The organism is Nonomuraea sp. NPDC054003, assembly GCF_055585125.1.
The window spans coordinates 21,330-36,191 of record NZ_JBVJKR010000005.1 but is presented as its reverse complement, the minus strand read 5'-3'; the positions used below and the strand labels follow the sequence as shown (position 1 = coordinate 36,191).

15 protein-coding genes are annotated in these 14,862 nt (G+C 71.4%); 10 read left to right on the top strand and 5 right to left on the bottom strand.

Going from position 1 to position 14,862, the window contains the following annotated elements; all coding sequences use genetic code 11:
• Positions 1-16: 16 nt before the first annotated feature.
• Genes ACZ6YG_RS13895 through ACZ6YG_RS13885 form a run of 3 tightly spaced genes read right to left on the bottom strand, consistent with a single transcriptional unit; the run spans position 17 to position 3,059 of the window.
• Positions 17-847, bottom strand: coding sequence for a carbohydrate ABC transporter permease (locus ACZ6YG_RS13895; RefSeq protein ID WP_219545774.1), 831 nt, complete (start codon positions 845-847; stop codon positions 17-19).
• Positions 844-1,767 carry a carbohydrate ABC transporter permease gene (locus ACZ6YG_RS13890; protein ID WP_466018185.1) on the bottom strand — a complete coding sequence of 308 codons (924 nt, stop codon included), beginning with the start codon at positions 1,765-1,767 and terminating at the stop codon, positions 844-846. Before ACZ6YG_RS13890 ends, ACZ6YG_RS13895 begins: the two co-directional genes overlap by 4 nt.
• Entirely contained in the window at positions 1,761-3,059 is a 1,299-nt protein-coding gene (locus ACZ6YG_RS13885; protein ID WP_271279549.1) for an ABC transporter substrate-binding protein, read from the bottom strand. Before ACZ6YG_RS13885 ends, ACZ6YG_RS13890 begins: the two co-directional genes overlap by 7 nt.
• 311 nt (positions 3,060-3,370) lie before the next feature.
• Here ACZ6YG_RS13885 and ACZ6YG_RS13880 point away from each other — a divergent pair, with 311 nt between their 5' ends.
• From ACZ6YG_RS13880 to ACZ6YG_RS13845, 8 genes are all read left to right on the top strand, one after another.
• Complete coding sequence (locus tag ACZ6YG_RS13880; protein WP_148031354.1) at positions 3,371-4,384, top strand: LacI family DNA-binding transcriptional regulator; 1,014 nt, start codon at positions 3,371-3,373, stop codon at positions 4,382-4,384.
• Between the two features lie 187 nt (positions 4,385-4,571).
• Positions 4,572-5,408 (top strand): STAS domain-containing protein, encoded by an 837-nt coding sequence (locus ACZ6YG_RS13875; RefSeq protein WP_364230619.1) that lies wholly within the window; start codon positions 4,572-4,574, stop codon positions 5,406-5,408.
• Complete coding sequence (locus tag ACZ6YG_RS13870) at positions 5,408-5,779, top strand: STAS domain-containing protein (RefSeq protein WP_364230617.1); 372 nt, start codon at positions 5,408-5,410, stop codon at positions 5,777-5,779. The genes ACZ6YG_RS13875 and ACZ6YG_RS13870 overlap by 1 nt, the downstream gene beginning before the upstream one ends.
• Entirely contained in the window at positions 5,776-6,180 is a 405-nt protein-coding gene (locus tag ACZ6YG_RS13865) for an anti-sigma regulatory factor (protein ID WP_148031351.1), read from the top strand. The genes ACZ6YG_RS13870 and ACZ6YG_RS13865 overlap by 4 nt, the downstream gene beginning before the upstream one ends.
• Positions 6,177-7,187 (top strand): ATP-binding SpoIIE family protein phosphatase, encoded by a 1,011-nt coding sequence (locus ACZ6YG_RS13860; protein WP_271279553.1) that lies wholly within the window; start codon positions 6,177-6,179, stop codon positions 7,185-7,187. The genes ACZ6YG_RS13865 and ACZ6YG_RS13860 overlap by 4 nt, the downstream gene beginning before the upstream one ends.
• Positions 7,174-8,823: an ATP-binding protein gene (locus ACZ6YG_RS13855; protein WP_466018184.1), complete on the top strand. Its 1,650-nt coding sequence runs from the start codon at positions 7,174-7,176 to the stop codon at positions 8,821-8,823. The genes ACZ6YG_RS13860 and ACZ6YG_RS13855 overlap by 14 nt, the downstream gene beginning before the upstream one ends.
• A complete protein-coding gene (locus ACZ6YG_RS13850) occupies positions 8,816-10,390 on the top strand; it encodes a SpoIIE family protein phosphatase (protein WP_466018183.1) in 1,575 nt (524 codons plus the stop codon). The genes ACZ6YG_RS13855 and ACZ6YG_RS13850 overlap by 8 nt, the downstream gene beginning before the upstream one ends.
• A 19-nt stretch (positions 10,391-10,409) precedes the next feature.
• Positions 10,410-10,745, top strand: a complete 336-nt coding sequence (locus tag ACZ6YG_RS13845) for an ArsR/SmtB family transcription factor (protein ID WP_148031347.1) — start codon at positions 10,410-10,412, stop codon at positions 10,743-10,745.
• Here the strand turns inward: ACZ6YG_RS13845 and ACZ6YG_RS13840 are convergent.
• Positions 10,742-11,074, bottom strand: coding sequence for a YnfA family protein (locus ACZ6YG_RS13840; RefSeq protein ID WP_466018182.1), 333 nt, complete (start codon positions 11,072-11,074; stop codon positions 10,742-10,744). The genes ACZ6YG_RS13845 and ACZ6YG_RS13840 overlap by 4 nt on opposite strands.
• Positions 11,075-11,200: 126 nt before the next feature.
• Between ACZ6YG_RS13840 and rfaE2 the strand changes: the two genes are divergently transcribed.
• Together rfaE2 and ACZ6YG_RS13830 are read left to right on the top strand one after the other, a co-directional pair.
• Positions 11,201-12,634 carry a D-glycero-beta-D-manno-heptose 1-phosphate adenylyltransferase gene (rfaE2, locus tag ACZ6YG_RS13835; protein WP_466018181.1) on the top strand — a complete coding sequence of 478 codons (1,434 nt, stop codon included), beginning with the start codon at positions 11,201-11,203 and terminating at the stop codon, positions 12,632-12,634.
• An 81-nt stretch (positions 12,635-12,715) separates the two neighbouring features.
• Positions 12,716-14,425 carry a carbamoyltransferase C-terminal domain-containing protein gene (locus ACZ6YG_RS13830; protein ID WP_466018180.1) on the top strand — a complete coding sequence of 570 codons (1,710 nt, stop codon included), beginning with the start codon at positions 12,716-12,718 and terminating at the stop codon, positions 14,423-14,425.
• Between the two features lie 122 nt (positions 14,426-14,547).
• On the opposite strand, the gene ACZ6YG_RS13825 is transcribed toward ACZ6YG_RS13830, so the two are convergent.
• On the bottom strand, positions 14,548-14,751 hold the full coding sequence (locus tag ACZ6YG_RS13825; protein WP_148031343.1) for a cold-shock protein: 204 nt from the start codon (positions 14,749-14,751) through the stop codon (positions 14,548-14,550).
• Positions 14,752-14,862 lie beyond the last annotated feature (111 nt).

The following is a 14,862-nucleotide window of genomic DNA, read 5'->3' as shown; positions in this document are numbered from 1 at the left end:
TCCTCGTGCGAGTGGGTCAGCCCTTGATCGCGCCGGCGGTCATGCCGGCCACGATCTTGCGGTTGAAGAAGACGAAGGCCAGCAGCGGCGGGATCGTGATCAGGACGATGTCCATGAACAGCAGGTTCCACTGGGTGCTGTACTGGCTCTGGAAGTTGTAGAGGGTGAGCTGGACGGTGGCGTTCTCGTCGCCGGGCAGGAAGTAGAGCGGGTTGACGAAGTCGTTGAAGACGGCGACGGACGTGGTGAGGATCACGGTGATGGTCACCGGCCGCATCAACGGGAAGATCACCCGGAAGAACAGCGCCATCCCGGTGCAGCCGTCGATCATGGCGGCCTCGTCCAGCTCGCGCGGGATGGCGGCGATGAACGCCCGGTAGAGCAGCATCGCGAACGACAGGCTGTAGGCGACCTCGACCAGGATGAGCCCCGGCAGCGTCTTGAACAGCCCGATGCCCTGCAGCACCCAGATGGTCGGCACCACGGCCGGCGGGATGATCAGCCCGGACAGCACGAGCAGGTTGACCACGCCGGCCACCCGGCCGGGCCGCCGCTGCAGCACGAACGCCGCCATGGAGGCGAACACCACGAGCAGCGCGACCGAGGTGACCGTGAGGATGGTGCTGTTCACGTACGCGGTCAGCAGCAGGTAGTCGCGGGCGGAGATCACCTCCACCAGGTTCCGCACCACGGGCCAGCTCGTCGGCCAGGCGAAGTCCAGGTCGGCGGCCTGCTTCTCGTCCTTGACCGCGGTGAGCAGCATGAACGAGAAGGGCACCAGGAAGACGGCGGCGGCCACCGCCAGCGCGAGCGTCTCGGCGCCGATCCTGCGCACGGTTGTCCTCACGAGTGGATCTCCCGGCGGTCGAGCAGGCGGACGAGCGGGACCACGATCGCGGTGACGGCGAGGAACAGGATCACGTTCCCGGCCGTGGCCAGGCCGTAGAAGCCCGCCTGATACTGCTTGTAGATGATCGAGGCGATGACGTCGCTGGTGAAGCCGGGACCGCCCCGGGTCATGGTCCAGATGAGGTCGAAGGTGCGCAGGCCGCCGATGAACGACAGGATGATCACCGAGTAGGTGGCGGGCCAGGACAGCGGCAGCGTCACGTGCCGGAACCGGTGCCAGGCGCCGCCCCCGTCGACCTCGACCGCCTGGTAGTAGTCGCGCGGGATCGACATGATCCCGGCGATGTAGATGACGGTGGCCAGGCCCACGCCCTTCCAGACGTCGACCAGCGCGACCGACAGCAGCGCGGTCGTGGCGTCGCCGAGCCAGTCGGGGCCGGAGATCCCGAAGACGCCCAGCGCCTTGTCGACCAGGCCGGTGTCGGGTTTGAGCAGGACGCTGAAGGTGATGCCGACCGCGACGGTGCTGACCAGCACGGGGAAGAACACGACCGAGCGCAGGAAGCCGCGCAGCCGCAGGTTCGAGGTGAGCAGCACGCCCAGCAGCAGGCCGAGCACCACCTTCAGCCCGCTGGTGACGACCGCGTAGACGATCGTGTTCCGGAAGCCGACGCGCAGGTTCTGCTCGGCGAAGAAGTCGCGGAAGTTGTCCAGGCCGACGAACGTGCTGTCGAACAGCGTCCACCGGGTGAGCGCGAAGTAGAAGGCCATCACCGTCGGCACGAGGAAGATGACGGTGTAGACGATCCCGGCCGGCAGGTAGAACGCGTACGGGTAGACCGCGCGGGCCTTGGGCCGGGCCGGGCGGCGGCCGCTCTCCGGAGCGGCCGCCCGGCGAGGCCGGGCCGAGGTCACCATCCGGCCAGCCCCAGTTGCCTGGCCTGCTTCTCCACGTCCTTGTCGTACTGGGCCGCGCCTTCCGCCGGCGTGGTGAGCCCGGAGCCGACGGCGACGGTGATCTGCTCCAGCGACGGGCCCTTCACCGGCGAGACGAACTCCAGCGCGGGCGCGGAGGCGCCGCTCTCGATGTAGGCGCTGAGGTCCTTGGCCACCTGGATGACGTCCTCGGGCAGCTCGGCGCCCTTGATCCGGTACGGTCCCGTCGGGGCGACGCCCTCGGAGAACGCCTGGGCGCCGGCCGGTGAGGCGATGAAGGCGAGGAACTTCTTGGCCGCGTCGACGTGCTCGCTGGAGGCGGGGATGTAGGCGCCGGCGGGCTCCCAGACGGTGGCGCCGTGGGTGCCCGGGTCGTCGCCGGGGATGCCGAAGAAGCCGATGTCGGTCTTGACGGACGGGTACTGCTCGATGAGGGCCGGCATCACGCCGGTGAGCATCGGGTAGTGCGCGCCCTTGCCCTCGGCCAGCAGCTTCAGCCCGTTGTCCAGGGTGGCCGAGCCGAACCCGTCGTTCAGCAGGCCGGCGGCGTGCACCTCGGCGAGCTTCCGGAACCCCGACAGCGCGGCCGGGGTGGTGGCGTACTTGGCCTTGTTGGCGGTGTAGCCGGCGGCGAAGGCGGGCACGGCGGCCTGGACGTTGTAGAAGTCGCCGAGCACGAACAGCTGCGAGGTCCAGGTCTCCTTGAAGGTGGAGATGACCGGCGCCAGGCCGGCGGCCTTGACCTTGTCGTTGTTGGCCATGAACTCGGCCCAGGACCTGGGCGTCTCCAGGCCGAGGTCGGCGTAGACCTTGCGGTTGTAGAGGATGCCGCCGCCGGCCGCGGTGCCGGCCGGGACCCCGTACACCTTGTCCTGGTGGGACACCACCGGCAGGTAGGACTCCTGCACGTTCGCGAGGACGGGGTCGCCGGTGAGGTCGACGAGCGTCTGGCTCGGGTTGAGCGCCTGGATGAGCGAGCCCGAGTTGTACCAGAAAACGTCGGCCATTTCGCCGGTGGAGAGCCGGGTTTTGACGATGTTGTCGCCTTCGGCGCCGCCGGGACGGGTCTCGGTGTCGATTTCGACAGTGGGCTCGGCGGCCTCGAACGCCCGCACCACGGATTCTGCGGCGGCCACGGTGGCCTCGGCGTTGTCGATGAGCAGCTTGAGCGTGACGGTCCCGTCGGCCGAGGTCGGCTCGGACGACCCGCATGAGGTCAGTGACGTGACCACGGCGGTGGCGGCGGCTGCGACTCTGAGGCAAGCGGCCTTCATGACGCCCTCCAGGAATTTCGCGTGGACCATTAAATCGTTTCAAACCCCCCAATCGCCGCTAACTTAAACTTTGCGATTCGGTAGCGTCAAGACTTTGCCCGGATAACGATTACTCATCGGCGATATTTCCGGAAATTTATGGCATGCGGAAAGGCCGCTTTCCGGTTATGTCGTGAAAGCGGGCGGTGTCGAGGGAATCCAGGTGCTCCGAGACGGGATGTAGAACGTTCTCCATTGCTATCCTCCGCTCCGGAGGGGCGTCAAGAGGCTCGACGGCACGTCTGGTGTGGTTCGTTCTACGGGGAGGCCGGATGACCAGGGTGACCATCGCGGACGTGGCGCTGCACGCCCAGGTGTCCAGGTCGGCGGTGTCCAAGGTGCTCCGCGACGCCTACGGGGTCAGCCCCTCCATGCGCGCCCGGGTGCTGGCGGCCATCGACGAGCTGGGCTACCGGCCGCACGTGGCGGCCCGCGCGCTGCGCGGCCACACCTCCACTCTCGGCGTGCTCCTGCCCGACCTGCGCAACCCGTTCTTCCCCGACCTGGTCGACGGCGTCGTCGAGGAGATCGCCGGCACCGGGTACGAGGTCGTGATCAGCCAGGGGGGCCGCGGCCCGGCGAGCGAGTCGCGGGCCATCCACGCGCTCATCGACCAGTCGGTGGGCGGGATCGTGCTGGTCGCCCCCCTCAGCCCGCAGTCCGACCTGGAGGCGATCGCCGCCACGGTGCCGGTCGTGGTGCTCGGCCGCCACGACCGCTCCCCCCGCTACGACGCCGTCTTCGACGACGACGAGGTGGGCGCCGAGCTCGTGGTCGAGCACCTGGCCGGCCTGGGCCACCGCCGCATCGCGCACATCGCCCACCGCGACTCCAGCCGGGGCGAGCCCGCCACCCTGCTGCAGGCCATCCGCGCCCGGGCGTACGAGCGGGCCATGGTCCGGCTGGGCCTGGGCGAGCACGCCGACATCGCGTGGACCACGTACACCGAGGAAGGCGGCCACAAGGGCGTCGGCGAGCTGCTGAGCCGGCCGGAGCCGCCGACGGCGATCTTCGCGGGCGCCGACCTGGCCGCCATCGGCGCCCTCGCCGCGCTGCGCGAGGCCGGGCTCGCCGTGCCGGACGACGTCTCGGTCGCCGGATACGACAACAGCTGGCTGGCCGCGCTGGCGCACATCTCGCTCACCAGCGTCGACCAGTCGGGCGTCACCATGGGCCGCACGGCGGGCCGGCTGCTGCTGGAGCGCATCGGCGGCCGGACGGCGTCGGCGCGCATCTCGATCACGCCCACGCTGGTGCCCCGGCGTACCACGGCGGCGGTGTCCTGACCAGGCCCGGCCAGCGGCTTTCCGCTTTCGCCCCACGGGAATATCTCGGTACGCGGTGTGGTGCTCGGCATCGGATATCGTCGTGAGAGCACACGGTTCGGGACAAATCACACATCTTTCACCTGCCGGACCAATCGGGCGTTAATCTTTGCCCGGCAGTGCGTCATACGTATCATCAGGAGTCCATTTGAACGTCCATGCCGACGTCGCCAGGCGACGCATAGAGGAGCTGCTGGGCACTTCGGACGAGCAGATCCTGCGCCGCTGGAGCGCCCTCGCCAAGGCCCCGGTAGACGAGCTGAAGGAGCTCTACCAGGCCCTGCGCACCGCCTTGGCGGAGGAAGGCAGTGACCTCGCCGACATTCGCGGCCTGCTCGCGGAGCTCTCGCGCGACCGCGTCCGCCGGGGCCACACCCCCTCCGACACCGCACGCGCGGTGTTCGGCCTCAAGGAGGCGGTGTACGAGGTCGTCGAGGCCGACGGGGAGCCCGAGGCGCTGCGCGGGTTCATCTGGTTCTCGCGGCTGATCGACGACCTGGGCCTGTACACCATCGAGACGTACGCGGCCGCCAGGGAGAAGGTCATCCTGGACCAGGCCGAGCAGCTCCTGGAGCTGTCCACCCCGGTGGTCAAGCTCTGGGACGGCATCGTGGCCGTGCCCCTGGTCGGCACCCTCGACTCGGCCAGGACCCAGGTCGTGATGGAGAAGCTGCTGCAGACCCTGGTCGACACCGGGTCCGAGCACGCCGTCATCGACATCACCGGCGTGCCCGCCGTCGACACGCAGGTGGCCCAGCACCTGCTCAAGACCGTGGTGGCCGCCCGGCTCATGGGCGCCGAGTGCGTGATCTCCGGCATCAGCCCGCAGATCGCGTACACGATCGTCACGCTCGGCATCGAGTTCGGCGACATCGTGACCAAGGCCACCCTGGCCGACGCGCTCGCGTACACGCTGCGGCGCAGCGGCATCGAGTTCGGCGAGGGCCGGCGGACGCAGATCGCGATCCGCGCGGAGGACGCGTGATGGAACGTGTCCCCATCCTCAAACTCGGCGACATCCTGATCATCTCCATCCAGATCGACCTCGACGACCAGAGCGTCCTGGGTCTGCAGGAGGACCTGGCGGAACGGGTCGTCGCGACCGGCGCCCGGGGCGTCGTCATCGACATCACCGCGGTCGAGATCATCGACTCGTTCATCGGCAGGATGCTCGCCACCATCGCGGCCATGTGCCGGCTGCTCGACGCCGACACCGTGGTCGTCGGCATGCGCCCGGCCGTGGCCATCACCCTGGTGGAGCTCGGTCTGTCACTCGGCGGTGTGCGCACCGCGCTCGACCTGGAGAAGGGCGTCGCGGCGCTCGGCCACCTCCGCGGCAGGGACACGACGCGATGACGGACGGCGGCCGGATGCCCATCGCCAGCAACGCCGACGTGGTGGCGGTCCGCCAGCAGGTGCGCGCCGTCGCGATCGAGGCGGGCATGTCCCTGATAGACCAGACGAAGGTGGTGACCGCGGCGAGCGAGCTGGCACGCAACGTGCTGGTGCACGCCGGCGGGGGCCGCGTCACCGTGGAGGTCGTCGAGGACGGCCGGCGTCGCGGGCTGCGTCTGGCCTTCAGCGACGAGGGGCCCGGCATCGCCGACGTGGAACAGGCGCTGGTCGACGGCTACACCACCGGCCCCGGGCTGGGCCTCGGCCTCGGCGGCTCGCGGCGGCTGGTCGACCAGTTCGACCTGACCTCCGCCCCCGGTGAGGGCACCACGATCGTCGTGACGAAATGGGCCCGAGGATGATCGAAGCCGACCAGGTCCGCGACGACGCCTGGATCCGCGCCGAGGAGCCCAGCGCGGTGGGGGCGGTGCGCAGGCTGGCCGTCGACCTCGCCAAGACGGCCGGGTTCGGCGACGAGCGCGTCGGCCAGGTGGCGGTGGCGGTCACCGAGGCCGTCTCCAACCTGGTCAAGCATGCCGTGCAGGGTGTGGCCCTGGTCCGCCCCTGCCCCGTCGCGCCGCAGGTGGTCGAACTGATCACGCTGGACCGGGGGCCGGGCATGCCGGACGTGGCGCGGGCGCTGCGCGACGGCTACTCGACCTCCGGCACGCTCGGCATCGGACTGGGCGCCATCACCCGCATGGCGTCCTCGTACGACGTGCACTCGCTGCCGGGCCGGGGAACGCTGCTCGCCGTCCAGTTCGCCGCGAAGGGAACGATCGAGCCGCCGCCGGCCAGCGGCCTCGTCCGCCCCATCGGCGAGGAGGTCGTCTCGGGTGACGCCTTCGCCGTGTCCACCGGCGAGCAGGACATCACCGTCCTGCTGTTCGACGGACTGGGCCACGGACCGGCCGCCGCGCACGCCTCCCGGGAGGCGGTCGAGCTCTTCCTGGAGAGGCCGGCCGACGAGCCGCTGGCCATCCTGCGCCGCCTGCACGACGGGCTGGCGCACACCCGCGGCGGCGCGGCCGCGGTCGCGCGGGTCACCCCCGCGCGGGTGAGCTACGCCGGGCTGGGCAACATCTCCGGCTGGATCACGCACGCCGACGACCGCCAGGGCATGGTGTCGGTGCCCGGCATCACCGGCCACCAGCGGCGGCGCCTCAGGCAGTACGAGTACGAACTGGACGAGCACGCGACGGTCGTGCTGCACTCCGACGGGCTCACGGACCGGTGGTCGCCCACCACCATGCCGGGCCTGTTCTCCCGCTCCCCCGCCGTGATCGCCGCCGGGCTGCTCCGCGACGCGGGCAGCCGGCGGGACGACGCCTGCGTAGTGATCGTGAGGCCGCGACGTGACCGCGCTTGAGCTGGCCAGGATGCGCCTGGCCGAGGACCGGGACGTGTTCGTGCTGCGCCGGCTCTGCCGCGCCGCCGCCGAGCTGGCCGGGATGGACGCGCAGGACCAGATCCGGATCGCCACCGCGCTCAGCGAGGTCGGCCGGGAGGTCATCGGTTCGGGCGCCCTCGTGCGTCTCGCTCTGCACGCCGACGAACTGCTCATCACGATCGAGCACGCCGCGGCCGCCGACCCGGCCGGGTCGGACGGCGTGGCGCTGGCCCGCCGCCTGGTGGACAGCGTCACCACGGACGGCGAGCGGGTCACCATCGTCAAGCGGCTGCCGGGGCGCACGCCCTCGATGCCGGCCGCCCGGATCCGCGAGCAACTGGCCCGCGTGGCCCCCACCACCGCGATGGAGGAGCTGCGCCAGCAGAACAGGGAGCTGGCCGCGACCCTGGAGGATGTGCTGCGGCTCAACGCCGAGCTGCAGGAGACCAACGCGGGCGTGCTGGCCCTGTACAACGAGCTGTCCACGGAGCTGGAGGAGACCAACAGGGGCGTGGTCGCCCTCTACGCCGAGCTGGACGAGAAGTCCAGCCAGCTGCGTGAGGTGGCCGAGACCAGGAACCGGTTCTGGGCCACGGTCAGCCACGAGCTGCGCACCCCGCTCAACTCCATCATCGGCCTGGTGCGGCTGCTGACCGGCCCGGGCGGCGAGCCGCTCTCCGGGGAGCAGGAGCAGCAGATCGGGTTCATCGGCAGCTCGGCGGAGACGCTGCTGGCACTCGTCGGCGAGCTGCTCGACATGGCCAAGGCCGAGTCGGGCCCGCTGCATCCCCAGCTCGGGTCCGTGAACCTCGTCAGGCTCGTGCACCAGCTCAGAGCCACCATGCAGCCCACCAGCGACGTCGCCCTGCACACCGAGGTGGCGCCGGAGGTGGGCGAGATCTACACCGACGAGGGCATGCTCACCCGGGTGCTGCGCAACCTGGTGGCGAACGCGCTGAAGTACACCCAGGAGGGCGAGGTGCGGCTGAGCGCCCACCTCGACGAGGAGGCCGGCCAGGTGGTGATCACGGTGTCCGACACCGGCATCGGCATCTCCGAGGAACACCTGAGCCGCGTGTTCGAGGAGTTCTTCCAGGTGCCCAACGCGCTGCAGGTCAAGACCAAGGGCACCGGGCTCGGCCTGCCGTACGCGCGCAGGCTGGCCGAGGCGCTCGACGGTCAGCTGGAGCTGACCAGCGCGCCCGGCTCCGGCACGACCGCCACTCTGCGGCTCCCCCGCCGCCACGGGCCTCCCGAGATCGGGCGGCTGCTCATCGCCGACGACGACCAGGGCTTCCGCGAGCTGGCCCGTAGGATGCTGTACGGGGTCGCGAGCGAGATCGAGGAGGCCGCCGACGGCATCGAGGCGCTGGAGCTGATGACGGCGCGGCCCCCGGACGTCCTCGTGCTGGACATGCTGATGCCCAGGCTTGACGGCAACGCGCTCCTGCAGCGGATGTCGGAGGACGAGAACCTGGGGGAGGTCTCGGTGGTCGTGGTGACAGTGGCGCCCGGCAAGGCGGCGGAGGGCCATCCCGTGCTGTCGAAGCAGGGGATGCGCCGTCATGACCTGCTGGAGGCGGTGCGCGAGGCGGCCAGGGGGCGCGGTGCCTGACTCCGGCCCGGCCAGCGTGCTGGTGGTCGACGACACGCCGGCCAAGCGCTACATCCTGTCCAGCTGGCTGCGCCGGGCCGGTCACAGCGTGATCGAGGCGGGCGGCGGCGAGGAAGCGATGGCGGTGCTGCACGCGCACCATCCCGACCTGGTGGTCCTGGACGTCTGGCTGCCCGACATGAGCGGCTTCGAGGTGTGCGAGCGCATCAAGGCGGATCCGGCGACGGCGTCCATCCCGGTCATCCAGGTGTCGGGGAACGCCGTCACCGTGCAGGACCGTACCGAGGGTCTGGAGCGGGGGGCCGACGCCTACCTGGCGGAGCCGATCGAGCCGAGCGAGTTCATCGCGACCGTGGAGGCGACGCTGCGCTACTCGCGCGCGCGGCGGCGGGCGGAGGTGATGGCCGACCGGCTGGCCGAGCTGGCCGAGGTGACGCTGCGGATCAACCGGTCCGACTCGTTCGAACGCCTGCAGGAGGTGGCCGTCCAGGGCACCGCCTCGATCCTGGGCCGCCAGGCGAGGGCGCTGGCGGTGCCGGCCGACGGGCGGCTGCGCCGCTACCTCGGCCAGCCGGGCGAGCGCGCCGTCACCAGGGACGTCGCGCCCGACCTGCTCGACCGGTTGTGCGAGATGGTCCTGGGCCCGAGCGCCGGCGCCGAGCTGGTCACCATCTCCCCCGCCGACTGGGCCACGCTGATGCCGGCCTCGGAGGTCACGCGGCCCGTCGTGGGTGTGCTGTGCCGCACCAAGAAGGGCAGGCCGCCGGTGTTCCTGGGCGTGGAGGCCGATCCCATACTCGACGGCAACGAGATCAACCTGCTGCGGCAGCTCGCCCAGGAGCTGGCGCTCGCCGTGGAGGCGCTGCGCGCCTACACCCAGGAACACACGATCTCGCTCACCCTGCAGCGCAGCCTGCTGCCGACGCGGGTGCCCGAGGTGCCGGGGCTGTCGGTGGGGCTGCGTTACCGGCCCGCGATCGACAGCGTGGAGGTCGGCGGCGACTTCTACGAGGTGCTGGAGGCCGACGACCGGGTGCTGGTGGCGATCGGCGACGTGATGGGCCACTCCCTGCACGCCGCCACCGTCATGGCCGAGCTGCGGCACGCGCTGCGCGCCGCGGTGATGGACCAGGTGGACCTGGCGGCCTCGATGAGCCTGCTGAACAAGGTCCTGCGCCGTTACCACCCGGGCATGACGGCCACGGTCTGCATGCTGCTGCTGCACCCCGGCACCGGCGAGGTCCAGCTCGCCAACGCCGGTCACATCCCTCCCCTGCTGGTCGGCGACGGGGCGCGTTACCACGGGATGGGCAATCTGCTGCTCGGGGTGGCGGAGGAGGAGTACAAGGTGGACCACCTGATGCTCCCGCCGGGCGGCACGATCGTCCTGTTCACCGACGGGCTGCTCGAAGACCGCGACGTGCTGCTGGACGTCAGCCTGGAGCGGGCCAGGGAGCTGGCGGAGACGGTCGAGGACGACCTGGAGCATTTCTGCGACCGGATGCTGGCCGCCTTCGGGTCGCGCGAGGACGACGTGGCGCTCGTGGTGCTGCGGCGGGACGCCTGACGGCTATCGTGGGTGGCCGATGAACGAGTCGACGCAGCCGCTGGACCGCGCAGCGGCGGAAGAGTACGCGAGCTGGTTCCGGGCGCTGGCCGACGCCACCCGCATCCAGATCGTGTCGCTGCTCGCCCGGCGCCGGGGGCCGATGAGCGTCGGGGAGGTCGTGGCGGCGTCCGGGGTGGGCCAGTCGACCGTGTCCCACCATCTGAAGATCCTCGCCGACGTCGGCTTCGTGCTGGTGGAGCGTCAGGGCACGTCCAGCCTCTACCGCATCAACGAGCAGTGCGTCGGCGCCTTCCCGACGGCCGCCGACGTGGTGATGGGCCGCCCTCTGCCGGACGCCCGGCTCTGCGACTAGGCGCGCGGCGCGTACATGATGACCGCCACGCCGACCAGGCAGATCGCCGCGCCCGCGAGGTCCCAGCGGTCCGGCTGGAAGCCGTCGACCAGCACTCCCCACAGCAGCGACCCGGCCACGAACACGCCGCCGTACGCGGCGAGGATGCGCCCGAAGTGCGGGTCCGGCTGGAAGGCAGCGACGAAACCGTAGGCGCCGAGCGCGAGCACGCCGGCGGCGATCCAGAGGAGCCCGCGCTGCTCCCGCACCCCCTGCCACACGAGCCAGGCCCCGCCGATCTCCGCGACGGCGGCCAGCGCGAACAGGATCAGGGAGCGGACGGTCGTCATGGGGCGACTGTATAGAGCGGGAGAACCGCGCGGATCACGGGGTGCGCCGCCGCCATCCGGGGACCTGCCGGGTCGTGAGATCAGCGCGACCGTTTGAGAACCGTTCCTCCTGGTAGTCGCCCTTCTATGGATAGGGACATCCAGGCCGTGGTCGTCGGTGATGTGATGCTCGACTCGTGGCTGCGCGGGCCGGTCAAGCGCATCGCCCAGGAGGCGCCGGTCCCCGTGGTGAGTGTCGAGGCCACCGAGGACGCGCCGGGCGGGGCGGGCAACACGGCGGCCAACCTGGCCGCGCTGGGCGCGCGCGTGCGGCTGATCGGGCCGGTCGGCGACGACGCCTGCGCCGAGCAGCTCGCCACGGCGCTCAGCCTGCTGGGCGTGGACGCCCGCATGGTGACCGTGCCCGGCAGGCGCACCCCGCACAAGCAGCGGCTCATGGTCGGCGAGCAGCTCATCGCCCGCTACGACGAGGAGGACCGCGACCCGATCCCGGCCGCGGCCGAGGCCCGCGTGATCGAGGAGCTGCGGGAGTCGCTGCCCGGCGCAGACGTGGTGATCGCCTGCGACTACGGGGCGGGCGGGTGCACGGACGCGGTGCGGCGGGCGCTGGCCGGGCTGCCCCTGCTGGTGGTGGACGCGCACGCGATCACGCCGTGGCGGACCTGCGCCCCCGCGGTGGTGCTGCCGAACTACGGCGAGGTCCTGCAACTGCTGGGTGAGGACGGCGGCCACGACGACCGGGTGCGCTTCCTGACCGAGCGTTCCGGCCGGCTGCTGGCGGAGTCGGGCGCGCGGATGGTGGTGACCACGCTGGACGGCGAGGGCACCCTGCTGCACCAGGAGGGACGGCCGCCGTACCGGACCTACGCCGAGCCGGCGCCGGACCACATGACGACCGGGGCGGGCGACACCTACACGGCGGCGTTCGCGCTGTGGCTGGCCGGCGGGGCGACCCCGGAGCAGGCGGCGCAGGCCGCGCAGGCCGCCGCCGGGGTGGTGGTGCGCAGGCCGGGCACCGCCACCTGCACCAGGCAGGAGCTGCTGCGGGCGTTGCACCGGGAGGACGGACGGGCGCAGACGCCGGAGCGGCTGGCGGCCCGGCTGGACGAGCACCGGCGGCGCGGGCAGCGGATCGTGTTCACCAACGGCTGCTTCGACGTGCTGCACCGGGGGCACGTGACGTACCTCGAACGGGCCGCCCGGCTCGGCGACGTGCTGGTGGTGGCGGTCAACAGCGACGCGAGCACGGCGCGGCTGAAGGGGCCGGGGCGGCCCATCAACTCGTGCGAGGACCGCATGTCGGTGCTGGCGGCGCTCGGTTACGTCGACTACGTGATCTCGTTCGAGGAGGACACGCCCGAGCGGCTGCTGCGGATGGTCCGCCCCGACCTGTACGTGAAGGGCGGCGACTACACGCCGGAGATGCTGGAGGAGGCTCCGCTGGTGCGGGCCATGGGCGGCGAGGTGCGGGTGCTGGACTACGTCTCGGACCGGTCCACGACGGCGATCATCGAGCGGGTGCGGTCGCTGCCGGAAGAGGATCCGGCCGGGCCTTCATGAGCACCGTGTCACCATACTGTGACATATCGTGATATCGGGGTACGGGACTCCTGGTTCGTCGCTCGTTCGGGGGGTTCGAAGATGACCGGAAGTCCTGTCGTGATCGGCGTCAACCGTACCCGGGACGGGTCGATCGCGGTCGCCCGCGGCCGGACCTCGGTCCACAGCCTGCGGAAGGAGCGGATGACCCGCCGCGAGCACCACCGGGGCCGGCTCGGCGACCTGCCGGACCACTACCTGCCCCGGCTGCCCCAGCTCGCCGGGCCGGTGGACCTCGTGGTGGAGGGCTACTCGTCCGACACCGAGATCGCCAATCTGGCCGCCTACCGTGCGGAGCTGCGCGAGACCCTCGGCCTGACCGGGGACACGCCGGTCGTGCTCGTCTCGCACCACCTGAGCCACCTCTACAGCGCCTTCCCGCCGTCGCCGTTCGAGGAGGCCGCGGGGCTGGTCGTGGACACGCAGGGCAGCCGGGTGCGGGACTTCACCGAGCGGGTGGAGCTGCCCCGCGGCACGCCGGGCGACCTGCTGGAGGTGTCGTCCTTCTACCGGTGCGCGCGCGGCCGGGTCGAATGCCTGGCCAAGCAGCTCTGGGACGGCGACTGGACCAGGCCCGCGGGGCTGGGCTGCTTCTACGCGCTGCTGACGCGGATGCTCTGGCCGAGCGGCGGGGGCGACGAGGGCAAGGTGATGGACCTGGCCCCGTTCGGCGACCCGGACGCGCTCGGACTGCCGGAGCTGGACGTGCGCGGGCACGAGGTGTTCATCCCGCGGGCGTGGCTGGACACGTTCGACCAGGGCGCGGCGTTCCGCTACGTGACCAACGGCGCGAGCACGTTCAAGCGGTCGGCCAACCTGGCCGCCGCCGGTCAGCGCGCGTTCGAGCGGGCGCTCGACCGGCTCGCGGCCTGGCTGCACGAGCGGACGGGCCTGGCGGACCTGGTGTTCGCGGGCGGCACGGCGCTGAACTGCACGGCCAACGGCCGGCTGATCCGCGGGTCGCCGTTCCGCGAGGTGTTCATCCCGCCGAGCCCGCACGACGGCGGCACCGCCGTGGGCTGCGCCCTGTACGGGATGATCGAGTGCCTGGGCGCCGAGAGCGGCTTCCGGTGGGCCGACGACTTCCTCGGGCCCGAACCCGACCCGGCCGAGATCGACGCGGCGGTGCGGGCGCTGCCGGAGGATCTGACGGCCGAGCGGCCCGCCGACCTGGCGGGCGCGATCGTCGAGCTGCTGGCGGGCGGCCGGACGGTGGGCCTGCACCGGGGGCGCTCCGAGTCGGGGCCGCGCGCGCTGGGCAACCGGAGCATCCTCGGCGACCCGCGGGTGCCCGAGCTGCGCGACTACGTCAACGTCGAGGTCAAGGGCCGCGAGTGGTTCCGGCCGCTGGCCCCGCTGGTGCTGGCCGAGCACGCGGGGCGGATCTTCGACGTGGACCGGCCGGCGCCGTTCATGCAGTACGCGGCCGAGGTGCGGCCCGAGCACCGCGAGGAGCTGCCCTGCGTCACGCACGTGGACGGCACCGCCCGGCCGCAGACGGTGGAGCCGGGCCGCACGCCGTTCCTGCACGAGCTGCTGACCCGCTGGCACGAGAGGACCGGCTGCCCGGTGCTCGTCAACACCTCGCTTAACGGGCCGGGCGACCCGCTCACCGAGACGCCGGAGCACTCGGTCGGCACCCTGCGCAAGACCGGCCTGCACGCGCTGGCCCTGCCGCCCTACCTCATCCGCAAGCGCGACGAGCCGCCCGTCCCCGGCGACGACTGGCAGCCTCCGGCGCGTCCCGTCTAGCACGTCGCGGGCACCCGCAGCGCCATGGCCTGGCGGCGAGCGACCGGCGCGGCCGAGGAGCTGCCGGGAACGAGCGAGGGCCCGCACCCCGGAACGGGATGCGGGCCCTCGGCCGTGGAGCGTCAGGCGGGGACGATGTTCTCCGCCTGCGGGCCCTTCTGGCCCTGGGTGATGTCGAAGCTCACCTTCTGGCCCTCACGCAGCTCGCGGTAGCCCTGAGCGGCGATGTTGGAGTAGTGGGCGAAGACGTCGGCGCCGCCGCCGTCCTGCTCGATGAAGCCGAAGCCCTTTTCGGCGTTGAACCACTTCACGGTGCCTGTGGCCATGTCATTTCTCCTTTGATGAGTACAGAGCCGGAGTGTCCGGACCCATCCGGAAATGACCGGTAAAACAAAATGCGCCCGACGGTTACATACCGTTAGGCGCACACGAAGTCA

What these genes read in the sequence shown, in the direction of transcription:
- ACZ6YG_RS13890 (WP_466018185.1), bottom strand. Translation starts at nt 1,767, where the DNA reads ATGGTGACCTCGGCCCGGCCTCGCCGGGCGGCCGCTCCGGAGAGCGGC.
- ACZ6YG_RS13885 (WP_271279549.1), bottom strand. Translation starts at nt 3,059, where the DNA reads ATGAAGGCCGCTTGCCTCAGAGTCGCAGCCGCCGCCACCGCCGTGGTC.
- ACZ6YG_RS13880 (WP_148031354.1), top strand. Translation starts at nt 3,371, where the DNA reads ATGACCAGGGTGACCATCGCGGACGTGGCGCTGCACGCCCAGGTGTCC.
- ACZ6YG_RS13870 (WP_364230617.1), top strand. Translation starts at nt 5,408, where the DNA reads ATGGAACGTGTCCCCATCCTCAAACTCGGCGACATCCTGATCATCTCC.
- ACZ6YG_RS13865 (WP_148031351.1), top strand. Translation starts at nt 5,776, where the DNA reads ATGACGGACGGCGGCCGGATGCCCATCGCCAGCAACGCCGACGTGGTG.
- ACZ6YG_RS13860 (WP_271279553.1), top strand. Translation starts at nt 6,177, where the DNA reads ATGATCGAAGCCGACCAGGTCCGCGACGACGCCTGGATCCGCGCCGAG.
- ACZ6YG_RS13845 (WP_148031347.1), top strand. Translation starts at nt 10,410, where the DNA reads ATGAACGAGTCGACGCAGCCGCTGGACCGCGCAGCGGCGGAAGAGTAC.
- ACZ6YG_RS13840 (WP_466018182.1), bottom strand. Translation starts at nt 11,074, where the DNA reads ATGACGACCGTCCGCTCCCTGATCCTGTTCGCGCTGGCCGCCGTCGCG.
- rfaE2 (WP_466018181.1), top strand. Translation starts at nt 11,201, where the DNA reads ATGGATAGGGACATCCAGGCCGTGGTCGTCGGTGATGTGATGCTCGAC.
- ACZ6YG_RS13830 (WP_466018180.1), top strand. Translation starts at nt 12,716, where the DNA reads ATGACCGGAAGTCCTGTCGTGATCGGCGTCAACCGTACCCGGGACGGG.
- ACZ6YG_RS13825 (WP_148031343.1), bottom strand. Translation starts at nt 14,751, where the DNA reads ATGGCCACAGGCACCGTGAAGTGGTTCAACGCCGAAAAGGGCTTCGGC.